At 55.4% G+C, this 14698-nt stretch carries 11 protein-coding genes; 9 read left to right on the top strand and 2 right to left on the bottom strand.

The genetic code is table 11. From position 1 onward, the window contains the following. The first annotated feature begins 6 nt into the window (after positions 1-6). The 9 genes from AC1DZU_RS08425 to AC1DZU_RS08385 all read left to right on the top strand — a co-directional run bounded on the left by AC1DZU_RS08425 (position 7) and on the right by AC1DZU_RS08385 (position 12778). Positions 7-1356, top strand: a complete 1350-nt coding sequence (locus tag AC1DZU_RS08425) for a class I SAM-dependent methyltransferase (protein ID WP_477283584.1) — start codon at positions 7-9, stop codon at positions 1354-1356. Between the two features lie 279 nt (positions 1357-1635). Further along, a complete protein-coding gene (locus AC1DZU_RS08420; RefSeq protein WP_477283582.1) occupies positions 1636-3369 on the top strand; it encodes a hypothetical protein in 1734 nt (577 codons plus the stop codon). Continuing rightward, positions 3366-4064 carry a class I SAM-dependent methyltransferase gene (locus tag AC1DZU_RS08415; RefSeq protein WP_477283580.1) on the top strand — a complete coding sequence of 233 codons (699 nt, stop codon included), beginning with the start codon at positions 3366-3368 and terminating at the stop codon, positions 4062-4064. The genes AC1DZU_RS08420 and AC1DZU_RS08415 overlap by 4 nt, the downstream gene beginning before the upstream one ends. Position 4065: 1 nt before the next feature. Continuing rightward, positions 4066-5046 carry a glycosyltransferase family 2 protein gene (locus AC1DZU_RS08410; RefSeq protein ID WP_477283578.1) on the top strand — a complete coding sequence of 327 codons (981 nt, stop codon included), beginning with the start codon at positions 4066-4068 and terminating at the stop codon, positions 5044-5046. After that, positions 5033-5947, top strand: coding sequence for a lysylphosphatidylglycerol synthase domain-containing protein (locus tag AC1DZU_RS08405; RefSeq protein WP_477283576.1), 915 nt, complete (start codon positions 5033-5035; stop codon positions 5945-5947). Before AC1DZU_RS08410 ends, AC1DZU_RS08405 begins: the two co-directional genes overlap by 14 nt. A gap of 136 nt (positions 5948-6083) precedes the next feature. Beyond that, positions 6084-7142 carry an NAD-dependent epimerase/dehydratase family protein gene (locus AC1DZU_RS08400; RefSeq protein WP_477283573.1) on the top strand — a complete coding sequence of 353 codons (1059 nt, stop codon included), beginning with the start codon at positions 6084-6086 and terminating at the stop codon, positions 7140-7142. Between the two features lie 51 nt (positions 7143-7193). Further along, positions 7194-9167, top strand: a complete 1974-nt coding sequence (locus AC1DZU_RS08395) for a rhamnan synthesis F family protein (RefSeq protein ID WP_477283571.1) — start codon at positions 7194-7196, stop codon at positions 9165-9167. A 350-nt stretch (positions 9168-9517) separates the two neighbouring features. Beyond that, a complete protein-coding gene (locus tag AC1DZU_RS08390; RefSeq protein ID WP_477283569.1) occupies positions 9518-10615 on the top strand; it encodes an acyltransferase family protein in 1098 nt (365 codons plus the stop codon). Between the two features lie 321 nt (positions 10616-10936). Next, positions 10937-12778: a rhamnan synthesis F family protein gene (locus AC1DZU_RS08385; protein WP_477283567.1), complete on the top strand. Its 1842-nt coding sequence runs from the start codon at positions 10937-10939 to the stop codon at positions 12776-12778. 125 nt (positions 12779-12903) lie between these two features. Here the strand turns inward: AC1DZU_RS08385 and AC1DZU_RS08380 are convergent, their stop codons facing one another. Beyond that, positions 12904-13476, bottom strand: coding sequence for an ABC transporter ATP-binding protein (locus tag AC1DZU_RS08380; protein WP_477226139.1), 573 nt, complete (start codon positions 13474-13476; stop codon positions 12904-12906). Positions 13477-13610: 134 nt separating this feature from the next. Next, a complete protein-coding gene (locus AC1DZU_RS08375) occupies positions 13611-14402 on the bottom strand; it encodes an ABC transporter permease (RefSeq protein WP_477283565.1) in 792 nt (263 codons plus the stop codon). Positions 14403-14698: the final 296 nt, after the last annotated feature.

The following is a 14698-nucleotide window of genomic DNA, read 5'->3' as shown; positions in this document are numbered from 1 at the left end:
TGAGGCATGAAGAAGGACCAATCTTCGAAAGACATGCGCGGTGCAGAGGCTGGCTCTCAGCCGGTCGGCCCGGACATGGTCGGCCCAGACGCGGTCGGCCAAGACGCGGTCGGCTCGGGGGCGGCCGGCGAGGTGCCGGCGATTGTTCGGACCGAGGCGCATGCCACGCCGGTCAATGCGCACGCCCCTTCGCTTCACGACCTGTACAATGCCCATAGCGGCAAAGTGTCGGACAAATGGTCCAGCTATCTGGATGCATATGACCGCGTTTTTCAGGACTATCGGAATAAGCCGGTTCGACTCCTGGAAATTGGCGTCCAAAACGGTGGTTCGCTCGAAATCTGGCCGCGATATTTCCCGAATTCGGAACTCATTCTTGGCTGCGATATCGACACGGCCTGCAGCGGTCTGGTCTTCGACGATCAAAAGATCGCTGTGATTGTCGGTGATGCCAATACAGATGAGATAGAAAGAAAAATTGTTGCGAAATCCGCGACATTCGACATCATAATCGATGACGGATCGCATACATCATCAGACATAGTGCGCTCTTTCGCCCGTTATTTCCCTCATCTTTCTGATGGCGGGGTTTTCATAGCGGAAGATTTGCATTGCAGCTACTGGCAGGAATTCGAAGGCGGTCTCTATGATCCGCTTTCGTCGATGTCGTTCTTCAAGCGCCTGCTCGATGTGGTCAACCATGAGCATTGGGGACTTCCCCGCTTTCGGGCGGATGCCTTGGCCACGTTCTCTGACAGGTATAAGACCGTATTTGGGGAAGCTTCGCTGGCCTCCATTCATTCCGTCGAGTTTTTGAACTCGCTCTGCATTGTGACCAAGCGACCAAGTCCGGAAAATGTTCTTGGGACTCGCAATGTGCAAGGCCGGATCGCGCTCGCCGAAAGGGAAATGATTTCTCTTGGCGGGACGACAAGCAAAGCGTTCGATCAAGCCAGAAATCCATGGTCTCTAGCGTCGACGACCATGGAAGAGGAAATCGAGACCAACAGGGCGTTGGTGACGAGTCGCGGGGCGCGGATAGAGGAACTCACCCGCGAGGTAGCCGAGATACGCGAGCAGCTCCAGAGCGGTCACGCCCAGATCGCACGGATGGAGTCGGATCTTGTCGAGAGGGCTGAAGAGATTTCAGCCGCGCACGCGACTGTTAGTGCGCTGCAGACCGCGCGCGACAACGAGATCGCACGTGCGCAAGTGCTCCAGGAAAGAATGGAGCAAAGTGAACGGGTCGTTCAAGAGTTCAAGGACTCAACGAGCTGGCGAATTACCAGCCCCCTGCGAGCGCTCTCTGCGATTGTTACGCGGTTGCTGAAAAGGATCGCCGCAGTTTTTCGTTGAAAGCGAAATTCAATTGGAGAGAGGCGGGCTCTGCTCTTGGCCTCTCGATCGGAAATCCGTTTCTTCAGAACAGGGGCAACATCAAGCCACCGGATATGCTTTCTCATTCATGCGACGGCCGATCGTTCCAGTCGCGCCAACTTGTGGCGTTTGAGACGCACACCGGACCTATCGGGCGGTCCGCTTGCCAAGTCGTCGAATTTTTGTTGCGCAGTCTGGCGGTGTGTGCGAGGTGCGACCTACGCCAACGCAAGGCAATACGCAGCAAACGCAGGACTAATGTCGGCCACCGTTCGCACCCTCTCTGTCAGCCGTTCAACCCCCGCTTTCGCGATTGCGTTTGTTGGTCCGATCGCGGTGTTCGTGGTTGCGCTCCTGCTCACGGTGCAGGCTAGAGGTGTTCCGGATAACGACTATTGGGGCATTCTCCCTTCAATGGTCGGATCGCTGGACGGGGTACCGACGCTGAGGGACCTGTATGTAACGGCAAACGAGCATATCATTGCTGGCGCAAAACTGTTTTATCTGCTGAATTTCCATCTTACCCAAGGGGACAATATCGGCCTCTCGGTCACTGTTGTCGCGTTCTCCCTTCTCATAGCGTTGGTTTTTTCAGGCGCACTGTCGCTCTTTGCGCGATCCTGGTTTGAAGCATTTGTCGTCGGGATAGCCGTATCGATATTTGTATTCAGTCCGCTTGCCGCACACAATTTCTTCGTTGGCATGAGTGGAGTAGCCTGGATCGGCGCAAATCTCTTCACCGTGCTGGCTGTCTTGGCTTTTTGGCAGTCGACCGAAAAAGACATGCCGATAGGTTATGTCGCTGCGATCGCGTTGGCCGTTTTTGCCACGCAATTTTACAGCACGGGCCTGACCGCATTGTGTGTGATCGGCATCCAAGGATTCTGCGCTGCCAAAACACGGCGGCTCGGCATCATGATTTTCGCGGCGGGCTTGGCCGTCGTGATTTTTGTCGCGATGAATCAGAAAGTCCCCGATTATCACGCCGCACGCAGTTTCGATCCAATTGGGATTGCGCTGTTTTGTCTGACATTCATTGGTGGCGGCATCGTAACAACCGAAGCAGCCGCAATTCCGCTGGGCGCAATCGGAATCGCAGCAGCCGCTCTGATCGTTGGGTTTTGCCTTTTGCGGCCTGGCGAAAACAGGTACCGATCAGCCTTCTGGATTGCGATCATGGCCTATGCCGTCATGTCGGGCGTGCTGGCCGCTATTGGTCGATCGAACATGGGAGGGGACGCGGCGGCCTTAGCCAGCAGATATGCAACCCTTCCGGCGCTTTTTTGGGTCGGACTGTTTGGAGCTGTTTCGTGTCTGGTGTGGCGAGTGGATTTCAAGCGTCGTCTGTCGATCGCCATATTCGCGGCGGTAGCCGCACTGATCGTCGTCAACGGCATGCCGAGGCTGAATGACGCTCTTGTCAGGGCTGAAGGAAAAGATCTCGCAACACTGGCATTGTCGCTCGGCGTCAAAGACCCCGACTTGATGCAATACGTTACATTGGCTGGGGTCGACTACTATAATGTCGAAGACAATCTGAAGAAATTCAGTCACGTCCCGTTCAACGGGAGGGACTTCGGCTGCCCCTCGCTCGGCGCCGAATTGGCAATCCCCACCCAGCCGAACAGCTTGACGGGCTATATTGATGCCGTGTCGAAAATAGAAGATCCGCAATGGGGACGCGTCTCCGGTTGGGTCGCGGACACCTCGAACAAGTGGCCCCCACTGCTGGGCAGCGATATTCTTACCACCTACCACTGCATTGCCTTCGTTAATGGCACGGGAACGGTCGTGGGGTTGGGATTGGGAGGAGCGCATCGGCCGGACGTGGCGAAGTTCCTCGGGCGAGGGCGTGACGACTATGGCTGGAGTGGCTACGTCGATCTTCGACGTGTGCCGGCTAGCCCTGCTTCTCGATCGATATATGCAGTTTTGCTTACGCCGTCCGGGTGGACGAGATTGCAGGCACCTGGGGTTGGATTTCAGTTTTGAAAAATACCTATGTAAGCGTCGTCAGATTCGCCCGGAAAGTAGCTGAGCGCTGCGGATTGCTTGCGGCGTTGGAGCGGTCGAACAACCGCTCTGCTCTCTGGATCAGAAGTCTGTTCGGCATATACGACAGCGCTGACCTGGTTCGGCTCGACATGCCGTGGTGGACATTCTCCGCGATTGATGCCGTGAACATCTTTCTGGCCTCGCGCAATCACAAGGCTCGCGTTTATGAATTTGGCGCCGGCGCCAGTACAGTTTGGCTGGCCAAACGAAGCGGCTCTGTCGATTCCGTCGAACATGACGCTCCGTTCGCGCAAACCATGGGCCGCATTTTTGGCGCCTATCCCAACATCGCCGTGCGCGTTGTGGAGCCGGTAGCCGCCTCTGCTTCCAGCAAGGCCAGGTCCAATCGAAAGGGATATACGCAATGCTCTTTCGATCAATACGTGTCATCGATTGACCGGGTCGACGGCACCTTCGACCTCATTGTGATCGACGGCCGGGCAAGGGTTTCCTGCTTGGCGAAATCGGTTCGCCGCCTGTCTCCGGGTGGTATGATTCTGTTCGACAACAGCAACAGGCCCGAATATCGCCAGGCCATCAACTCTTGCGGCCTGCAGGAGCGCGTGACACGGGGGCTGGCGCCTGCATTGCCATTCCCCAGCCAGACCTCCATTTTGACACAGAGGGCCTGACGTGCAGACAGTCTCGATACTGGTACCTGTAAAGGACGAGCAAGACACTGTTCAGGCTTTGATTGCCCAGATCGAGGCCGCCTTCGAGCAGATCGATGCCGCCTCGCTCGAGGAGGTCATATTTGTCGACGACGGCAGCCGGGACAATACCTGGAAGGAGATTCTGGCCGCCACCAGGGCTTACCCCCATGTAAAGGGCGTGCGGCTTCGGAGGAATTTCGGCAAGGCCGCCGCGCTCCAGGCAGGGATCTCCAACGCGTCGGGCAATATCATCGTCACGATGGATGGAGACCTGCAGGACGACCCGAAGGAAATTTCACGTTTTCTGGACGAAATCCGAGAGGGCTCCGATGTCGTTTCGGGATGGAAGCAGGTGCGCCACGATCCGCTCGGCAAGACGCTGCCTTCAAAGCTGTTCAATCGAGTGACGGCCAAGGTCACCGGCGTCAGCCTGCACGATTTCAACTGCGGCTTCAAAGCCTACCGCTCCGAGGTCTTTGACAACATTCGCCTCTATGGCGAGCTTCATCGCTTCGTTCCAGCCTTGGCCTATGCGACTGGTTTCAAGGTCAGTGAGATCGTCGTCCAGCATCACCCGCGCCGATTTGGAAAATCCAAATATGGGGTAGGTCGCCTGCTGAAGGGCTTCCTGGACTTGCTCACAGTCGTGACCATCACGAAGTTCAATTCGCGCCCCGGCCATCTTTTCGGTGGCTTGGGTGTGGCCGTCTTCTCGATTGGCTTCCTGATTTTCCTGTTTCTCTGTGCGCGGTGGTTTGGCGGCGAAGCCATTGGCGGCCGCCCGTTGCTGCTTGTCTCGACGCTCCTGATGATCGTCGGGGTGCAGTTCACGCTGTTCGGCATGGTCGCCGAGTTGATTGTTGCGACCCGTGGCAATCGCGACCCGGGCATTGTCGCCGAAATTGCAAGTTCCGACGGCAGGCTGCCTGTGAAGCCGATCGGCGCTCGTGCCGAATTCTAGGATCATTCGTGCGGGCGGTGCCGTCATTGCCATTGCGGCAATGTACTTTGTCATACGCTCCGTCTACGGATATGCCGATCAGCTCGCCGAGATGCTGCAGCGTCCTCGGTTGGTTGCCGTGGTCGTATCCTGTGCGCTTCTCTATGCACTCGCGCTGCAACTGGTGGGGCTCGCCTGGTTCACCCTGTTGGTTTCGGTCGGAGAAAAGGCAATCTCCGCGGTCCGTGCAATGCGCGTTTTCGCGCGCACCCAAGTCTACAAATATCTGCCGACCAACGTCATCCATCTCGTCGGACGCTTCGTCCTGGCGGCCCGATATGGTGCCGCAAAGGATGCGCTTTCTTACGCGCAGGTGATGGAGATCGTTTTGATGGTCCTCGCTTCCGGAAGCGTTGCCCTGCTTTTCTCCTTCTCCTTCCTGCTCAAAATCGGTGAGGACTACGGAATAAGCCGCTATCTGGCATCAGCAGTCTATATCGGCGCCGGACTGGCGGCCCTTATGCTGGCCCCCCTAGTTGCGGGCCGATATTTCAAGCAGAGCCGAAAACACCTCGCATTTTCGATGGCTGCGATCAGCGTCGCTTGCTACGGCCTATTTTTCCTTGCCAATGGCCTGATCGTCGTCCTCCTTGTCCATGTGCTGTACGGACCCACGATCGAGTGGCAGATGGTGATCGGGGTCTCAGCCGCCGGCTGGTTGCTTGGTTTTGTTGTGCCTGGGGCTCCCGGCGGTTTGGGTGTGAGGGAAGCGGTTTTCATCGCGGGCCTTTCGTCGATCGGCATTCCCGCGGCCGCGGCCACCGCCGTTGCGGTTACGCATCGAATTATCACCCTTCTGGGCGATGTTCTGTTGTCCGCTGGCGAGTTTGGCTATCGAAAATGGACCGCAGAACCAGATTAGCGCATGGCATTGCGCGTGGCTGCCCGAATGCGACACCTCAAATCCAATTCCACCGGAGAGGTGCTCTATACCTGTTCAAATGAGGTCGACGCTGATAACGAACAGCCTGGTTAATGGAACACGGAATGCTGCTTGAATGTCCAAGACATGTATGGTTACCGGTGGAGCCGGATTCATTGGATGCGCGTTGTCCACCAAATTGGCAGATCGCTTCGATCGCGTAGTTGTCATCGACAGTTTACATCCGCAGATTCACGCTGAGCGAAAGCGCCCTGCCGAACTTGATCCTCGCGTTGAGCTCATGGTTGCCGATGTGACGGAGGCTTCCACCTGGGCGCAGGCATTGGAGACCACCCGACCTGACGTTGTGGTGCATCTGGCCGCTGAAACAGGCACGGGACAGTCGCTGACAGAGGCCTCTCGCCACGCCATAGCAAATGTCCTTGGCACAACCCGGATGTTGGATGCCTTCGCCACGGTATCGCATGTTCCCGAGCGCTTTGTCCTGGCTTCGAGCCGCGCCGTCTACGGAGAAGGGGCATGGCGGTCCAGAAATCCAGGAGAGGTAACCTATCCGGGTCAGAGATCGAAAGAGCAGCTTGAACGCGCGGAGTGGGATTTTCCCGGGCTCGAGCCGCTGCCGATGGACGCGGAAAAAACGATACCGAATCCAACCAGCATCTACGGAGCCACCAAATTAACCCAGGAACAGATATTGCGAGCTTGGGCTCTTTCGTTCGGAACAACCGTCAACGTGCTCCGCCTTCAGAACGTATACGGTCCTGGCCAGTCCTTGACGAACAGCTACACAGGAATTGTGTCGTTGTTCATCAGGATGGCCAAGGAAGGCAAGAGCATCCCGATCTACGAAGACGGGGATATCGGAAGGGATTTCGTCTTCATCGACGATGTCGCCTCGGCGATTGACAAGGCCACGAGAACAAATCTGTCGCAATCCTTCGCCTATGATGTCGGCACTGGCTACAAGACCACAGTTCTCGATCTGGCGAGGATCATCGCAAAGCGGTATGGGGCGCCGGAGCCGCATGTCAACGGCATGTTCCGCAACGGCGACGTGCGGTGCGCTGTCGCCAACATCGATAGGACGGTCCGCGAACTGGAATGGCGACCTTTGAAAAGTGTGGGCGAGGGGATCGACCAGCTTTCCGTATGGATAGATACACAGCTCGGCTAAAATTTGGGCTCTGCTGGTTTGGAAAATCTGGATTTCTCGAGGGGACGACGAATGAGCTCTGTATTGCGTCGTGTTGCTGTGTTTTCTCTGTATAATGAGCGCGGCATCGCGGACGACTATGTCATATTTTTACTGACGAAGCTGAGAGAATTGGTTGAAAGAATTGTTGTTGTTTCCAACGGCAATCTTTCAAAACATTCTGAAGTCGCGGTGGCAAAAGTATGTGATCAGCTCCTGATTCGTAAGAACGAGGGATTTGATGTCGGTGGATACAAGGCCGGAATCGAAGCCATCGGCTTTGATGAGCTTTCCAAGTATGACGAACTTATCCTGCTGAACGATACTTGCTACGGACCTCTTTTCCCCTTTTCAGAAATGTTCTCGGAAATGGAAGGGCGGAATAGCGATTTCTGGGGCGCTTCTGCCCATCGAGAAATGACGCCAAACCCATTTACCGGGACAGGCCATCTACCCCGTCATCTCACGGCAAACTTCATTGCAATTCGCAACGAGATGCTGAAGTCGCGCGCCTTCAAAAGATATTGGGAGAACCTGCCGGAGATAAAGACCTACACCGATGCTGTTCTGCTTCATGAGTCGCAGTTTACCAAGCATTTTACAGACCTTGGCTATTCCGCAGAAGCATATGTTGATCCGGATCAGTATGGCTCGCACTATCCGGCGTTCATTAACGTCGACGAAACAATCATCAACCGCTTCCCCCTGCTAAAGCGGCGAACGTTTTTTCACGATCCGACTTTTCTGGAGCACAATGCCGTCGATCTGCCGCGCGCTTTGCGGATACTTAAAGAGACGTCCGACTACGACGTTAATTTGATTTGGCGCAATGTTCTGCGCGTTTCGGAATTGAGGAACCTCAACAGCAACGCGGCGCTGATGAGCGTCCTGCCGGATAAGCGGATCAAGGATGACGACGCTGCTGCCGACTACGGCAAGGTGGCCGTCTGCGCGCATATTTACTACACCGAGTTGCTCGACGAGTTGCTGGCGCTGACCGAGAACATTCCGGTTCCCTATGACTTCATAGCCACCACGAATACGTCGGAAAAGAAGGCCGAGATCGAAGCCGCCCTGGCAAAGCGCCCTGGCGTGAAGAAGGCCATCGTCCGCGTTGTCGAACAGAACCGCGGTCGGGACATGTCGTCGCTGTTCATTTCCTTCCGCGATCTGTTCATCGACGATCGCTACGACCTCGTCTGTCGTTTGCATACAAAAAAATCGCCTCAAGTTCAGTCGTCAAGAGGCAATCTGTTCAAGCGGCACATGCTCGACAATCTGCTGAATACCCGGGGTTACGTGCAGAATGTTTTGGACATGTTTCACGACAATCCTTCAGTCGGCGTCGCCATTCCGCCGATCTTTCATATCTCGTACCCGACCATGGGGCACTCATGGTTTGTCAACAAGCCGAGGGCCGAGGAAACGGCGCGCCTGTTGAACATCGACGTCAAGTTCGATGACACCACTCCGGTGGCAGCCTATGGCACCATGTTCTGGTTCCGGCCGCGCGCACTGCGCAAAATGTTCGAACACAAGTGGAAATGGGAAGAGTTCAATGCCGAGCCTGATCATATTGACGGAGGCTTGGCTCACGTGCTGGAGCGGCTGATCACTTACTCTGCCCAGGATGCCGGATTTACCACGCAGCACATTATGTGCGCGCATCAGGTGGCGCACAACTACTCCATGCTGGAGTTCAAGATGCAAAAGCTTGTCGGCATGCTGCCACTGCACGACTTTCCGTGGCACGCTCATCTGCTGTCTGAGTGGAAGAACGCCGGGTATCCCTTGGGGGCGTCAACGATGCAGATTCCAATGACGCCAGCGACGCAGACGGCGCTGATGTCAGGGCCGCAGACGTCAGTGAAACACGCTCTGGCCAGACTCAATTTCGCCATCAAGAGCTCTCTGAAGTTCAGATCGCCTATCTTGTTCAGAATACTCAGACCGATCTATCGCAGCATAAGGGCGATCCTGAAGCCAATTCTCGGCGTACTTCTGTAGCGGAACAGAGTAGCGCTTTTCCTGGAGCCTACATTGATGGTGCACGCTTAGGTACGCCGCACGATACTTTTGAATTCCGCGCAATTTTGAAGCGACGGCTGGGGCCGATAGCTGACTGGATGTACCGCCGGAACAGATTTGACCGCTGCCAATGGTATGCTGTCCGCCGATAGTCATAGTCCTCCTGGTGTCGACGGTGGCGCCGGCCTTGACGTAGCGCCTTTGCCGATGCCCTCGCAAAGCCGACAGGTTGCGTAGCCGCCTTGTTCCAAGTAGGGGTGCTGCTAAAATCTCCGTGAGGTCCTAAATTGGCAGGCAGGTACAACGCAGCTCCAAATCGGGTGCCCTTCTTGGACGCCTTGCGTGGGCTGGCAGCCATTTGGGTCGTCGTTGTGCACGTAGCGATGCTCCCATCTCCGCGTCTTCAAGTTGCACCGTTTCTCGATCTGTTTGTCGTAAACGGCACCATGGGAGTGGAGCTGTTTTTCGTGGTGAGTGCGTTTTCACTCTGCCTCAGTATGCCGGTTCATGATCGGGAAGTTCGCCCGATTCTGGGGTTCGCGCTTCGCCGGTTTTTCAGGATTGCTCCTCTATTTTACTTGATTATCCTGGTCATGTGCATTCACAATTTCAGCGGCGTAAAGATCGATGGCAAATCGATCCTATTGAATATGACATTTTTGTTTAATCTGGTTCCAGGTTACCAGACGTCCATTGTTCCGGCGGGTTGGACGGTTGGAGTGGAGATGGTATTTTACATGATATTCCCCTTGTTGTATCGATTTTCTAAAGGTGTAATTCTGTCGGTTTCTGTATTTTTTGTTTCTATATTCATAGCGACTCTTTTCTTTATGAATGTAAATCTATTTGTTGCTGATCCATTCAATTACTACCTATATTCGATTCTTTATCGAGCTCCGATTTTTACGTTCGGCCTTATCGCTTTCTATTTGTTGCCGATATTGGAAAAGCGTCGGGAAAGGAAGCAGATAGGGTTGGCTCTTCTGACGTTTGTGCCTGTGATGTTTTTTGCAGTCACCGCAAATAAGGTCGCGATATTCGACAAGTATTATTGGGAAGGGGTGATGTTTGGTGCGTTGGTAGTCGGGCTCGGCCTTTTCCCCGTTGCTGTGATCGTCAATCCTGTTTCGGCATGGCTGGGGAGAATCAGTTACTCCGTCTATCTGCTTCACAGCATTTTTATCGTCGTGCTCATTCCGACCATGAGGTCGATCCAGGGGATGGTCGAGAGTCCAACGATTGCTTTCATACTCAGTCTGACGATGACTTTGGCCTTGGTGATCCCGTCTGCCTTCCTGCTCAATTATTTCGTTGAAGATCCAGTCAACAAATGGGGCAAGCGCTTTTCGTCTCGGGTCGCCGGCCGCAAAAACGTCGGCGCGCTTGCAACGGGGGAGCCGGTTCTCGCTGAGTCTTCAAGGGTGTAGGCCGCTTGTTCATTCCCAAGTCTTCTTTGGCGGTAATTCTGGTCACCTACGGCGAGGCCACTGTGAGGGATTTGGCAAGCCGCATGTCGGCGCCGAACAGGATCGCGTCCCTTTGGCCTTTTTTATCGGCATCGAATGGTCTAATGCGTGCACCTGATGTCCTCTGCAGGATAGCGCCCATATCACGGACTTCGACGAGACGACCCGGAGACATCATCTCACGATGACGCCTGGGTGGCAGGATGCGGCCAACGCCTCTTTCGATCCGGTATCGCGGCGCTCCAATTTCAAGTGCTATATGCACCAAAGAGAGATACGTCGATGAGGCGTCTGGCTATCGCATTTTACTACGACCAACACGGCAAGATAGATGAGTATTATTTTTACCTGATTGCATCGATCAAACCTTTTGTTGAGAAGGTTTTGGTGGTTTGCAACGGTCCGGTGGACAAAGAGGCCGAATCTCGCCTTTCCGAGGCCGCCGACAGCTTCCTGATCAGGGAGAACAAAGGGTTCGATGTCTGGGCCTATCGCACTGCACTCGAGCATATCGGGTGGGACGAACTTTCGCACTTCGACGAGATATTGCTTTTCAACCACACCTTCTACGGGCCGATTTTCCCCTTCTCGGAAATGTTCTCGGAGATGGACCAACGTCAGTGTGATTTCTGGGGGATCTCCGCTCACGGGGCGATGAGGCCCAATCCGATCGACGTCAGAAAAGCGGAGCTACCCTTCCATCTCAACTCCCATTTCATCGCAGTGCGGCGGTCCCTGCATCAGTCAAAGGCGTTTCGGGATTATTGGACCCAGATGGGGCCCATAAACTCCTATTTGGATTCAATCGCGAAGCATGAGACGGTGTTCACAGGGCATTTCCAGGCCCTGGGCTACACCTGTTCGGTTTTGCTCGATCCCGCACGATACAAGACGTCATATCCAGTTCTGATGGAGCCGGACAAAACGCTGGAGGATCGCAGCCCGATCCTGAAGAAGCGGCTGTTTTTTCATGACACGCTGTTCCTAGAGCGGGAGGCCATCAACCTGCCGCGCGCGCTGGAGATCGTAGAGAACCAATCAGACTATGATCTGTCGCTGGTGTGGAGGAGCGTCGGCCGCCTCGGCCCGCCTCGTACGCTAAATGGCAACGCCGCGTTGCTCTCCGTCCTGCCGGATGTACAGGTCGGTCCGCAAAGGAATTGGGACGATTATCGGATAGCGGTTCTTGCGCACGTCTATCACGTCGACATGATCGACGAGATTCTAGGCTACAGCGAAAACGTGCCGAAGGGCTACGACCTGATCATCACGACCGACAATGCAAACAAGCAGGCATTGATCCAGCAAGCAATCGCAAAGGCGCCGAACGTCGGAAATGCCGTCGTTTTGGTTGTCGAGAACGACGGCAGGGATACCTCCGCTCTCCTCATCGGGTGCCGCGATTTCGTGCTCGAGGACCGTTACGACCTGATCTGCCGGATACATTCCAAGCAATCTTCCCAAGACGGCGCAAAGGGGGAACTGTTCAAGCTTCACACCCTTGAAAACCTTCTTCATACGCCTGGGTATGTCTCGAATTTGCTCGAGCTTTTTGCCAACAACCCGGCGCTTGGTCTTGTCATGCCGCCAATGATTCATATCGGGTACCCGACCATTGGAAACTCGTGGTTTGGCAACAAGGGCAACGTTCAAAAGATAGCCAAACAGCTGGATCTGATCGTGCACCTGGATGCCAATTCGCCCGTGGCGCCTTACGGTGGGATGTACTGGTTTCGTCCTGCCGCTCTCAGGAAGCTTTTCGAACATAAGTGGGCCTGGGACGACTTCGCCAACATGGATTATCGGGATGGGAGTTTGGTCCACGCCATAGAGCGGATCATTGCCTATGTCGCGATCGACGCCGGATACACCTTCCGGCATGTGGTGACCGCGAGGAATGCGGCTCACAACTACGTCATGTTGGAAGCCAAATTGCAGGCGTTGTTAGCGGACGGAGCGCCAGCGGAATTCGGAAACTTGGGAGTGGCAAGGTCCTTTCGTGGCCTGCTCTTCTCGATCAAGAGATCGATCGTGACCACATCGCCAACAGCGTTCAGGATCCTCAGGCCGATCTACCGCGGTCTGCAAAGGATAATCACGCTTGGTCGCGGCGCGACAAACTAAGTTCACCCCATGGCCAATTCGCTCGGGAAAGGCTCCAGGCGACCTAAGGCGAATATCGCTCAGGCGACATCCCATTTGAGGTTTCGGCACCCGAGGATAGGAGGCCAATCAATCGCGAGGCGCTGTTAAGTCAGCGACTCTACCCGGCCAGCTCGAAGCGTCATTTTCTTCGTGCAAACGCGCTGGATGAGCGACTCGTCGTGGCTGGCCAGCACGATGATGCCGGCCTTCTCCGCCAATTCGTCCATGCGTCGTTTGGCTTTTTCCTGGAATGACGCGTCGCCGGCGCCAATCCATTCATCCATCAGCAGAATTTCAGGTTCAAGTGCGGTCGCTGCTGCAAATGCCAGCCGTGCCGCCATGCCCTGGCTGTAAGCCTTGAACGGCAGGTCGATGAAATCGCCCAGCTCGCTGAAATCGATGATTTCTTCCATCTTCTCTTCGATTTCGGCCAGCGTCCAACCGCTGATCAGTCCCCTCAGCACGATGTTTCTGCGCCCGGTGGCCTCGGGACGAAACCCTATGCTGATGTTGAACAAGGCATCGACTTTGCCCGCGATCGATATCGTGCCGCCCGATGGCTGGTAGATTCCGTAGAGAACCTTGAGCAGCGTGGTCTTGCCGGCGCCATTCGGGCCGACGAGCCCCAGCCGGTCGCCCGCCTTGAGTTCGAAACTGACATCGTCGAGCGCCTGCACGACCTGCTTGGTGCCCGACTTCGATATGTTGCCGCCGAGCGCGCTCCGGCGCCGGCCAGGCGCCGAAAGCGTCAACTTTTCGAACAGGCGATAAACGAGGCTGACATTGTTCAGTTTGATGGAGGTCATGGAACTCAGATCAGGAAAACGATGCGCTTGCGATAAAGGCCCAGCAGCAGCAACGCAAGGGCCCAGACCCCGAGACAAACGTAGCCTGTCACCGTCAACGCATGCGTTGGAAAGATGCCCGCCGTGATCGGCTCACGCACGCCCTCCAGGAAGTAGGTGAACGGGTTCCAATGATAGGCGTATTTTTGAACGCCCTCTTGCCCGCTGTAGACCCAGAAGACCGGCGTCAGGAACATGCCCACCCGCATCAGGTTCCCAACGATGAACTCACTATCGGGAAAGAAGGCGCCCAAGAACGCAAAGACCGTGACAAGCGCAGGAGTTGCCACGACGATGAGCAACAGACCCAGCGACGACAGCAGCCAGTTTGTGTTGATCCCGTAACCGGCCAGCAGCAGAATAAGAACGCAACCCGCCAACGAATAACCAGCCCGGATGATGCATTGCATCGTCAATCGCATCACATACACGAACAACGGCAGCGTTGTGCCTTGAATGAAGCTCGCTTCGCGCTGGAAGAGTGACACGCTCATGGTGATGGTTTCGGTGAGGTAGAACCACACCAGCATGCCGATGGCGACATAGGCTATGTAGCTTGGGTCGCTGGCGTCCTTGGTCACGAAAACGAAGACAAATGTGCCGACGAAAGCAAAATAATTGACCAGCATCCAAAGCGGACCCAGGGTCGTGCGCCTGTGCTGGTCGCCGATGTCCTCATGGGCGAGCGCGACCCAGACCCGGTGCAACCGCACGGCCTTGGAGATATCGTCAAAAGCGCCGTTTAGTGCCGCAATCATCGTTGGGAGTGTCGCAATCTGCTTTTTCCAGCGCTTGGTTTTTCCGGCGCTTCATCGCTTCAAGGCCCGTGACGAACCACCACGGAGCTCTTAATAGCCATTGCGACGTGCTTATGGCAACGCACTGCGTTTTAATGTCGCGAGTTGGGCGTCGGGTCCGATCGCTTGCCCTCGCGCTCTCTTGAAAAAACATCTAGCTATGACTTCGAGCCCGCAGTATGCGATACAACAGGGCAGGGGCCAGGGATAGCACTTTGAAAGAGCGATCGGCCACGAAGCATATTCGTGCTCGCACC

The sequence above is a fragment of the Mesorhizobium sp. P2_A12 genome (assembly GCF_056405075.1).
Note: the sequence above shows the minus strand (reverse complement) of the source record. Positions and strands in the feature narration are given on the sequence as shown.

Bases quoted from the DNA above. Each gene is read 5' to 3' on its own strand.
- AC1DZU_RS08425 (WP_477283584.1), top strand. From the start codon at position 7: ATGAAGAAGGACCAATCTTCGAAAGACATGCGCGGTGCAGAGGCTGGC.
- AC1DZU_RS08420 (WP_477283582.1), top strand. From the start codon at position 1,636: ATGTCGGCCACCGTTCGCACCCTCTCTGTCAGCCGTTCAACCCCCGCT.
- AC1DZU_RS08400 (WP_477283573.1), top strand. From the start codon at position 6,084: ATGTCCAAGACATGTATGGTTACCGGTGGAGCCGGATTCATTGGATGC.
- AC1DZU_RS08395 (WP_477283571.1), top strand. From the start codon at position 7,194: ATGAGCTCTGTATTGCGTCGTGTTGCTGTGTTTTCTCTGTATAATGAG.
- AC1DZU_RS08385 (WP_477283567.1), top strand. From the start codon at position 10,937: ATGAGGCGTCTGGCTATCGCATTTTACTACGACCAACACGGCAAGATA.
- AC1DZU_RS08375 (WP_477283565.1), bottom strand. From the start codon at position 14,402: ATGATTGCGGCACTAAACGGCGCTTTTGACGATATCTCCAAGGCCGTG.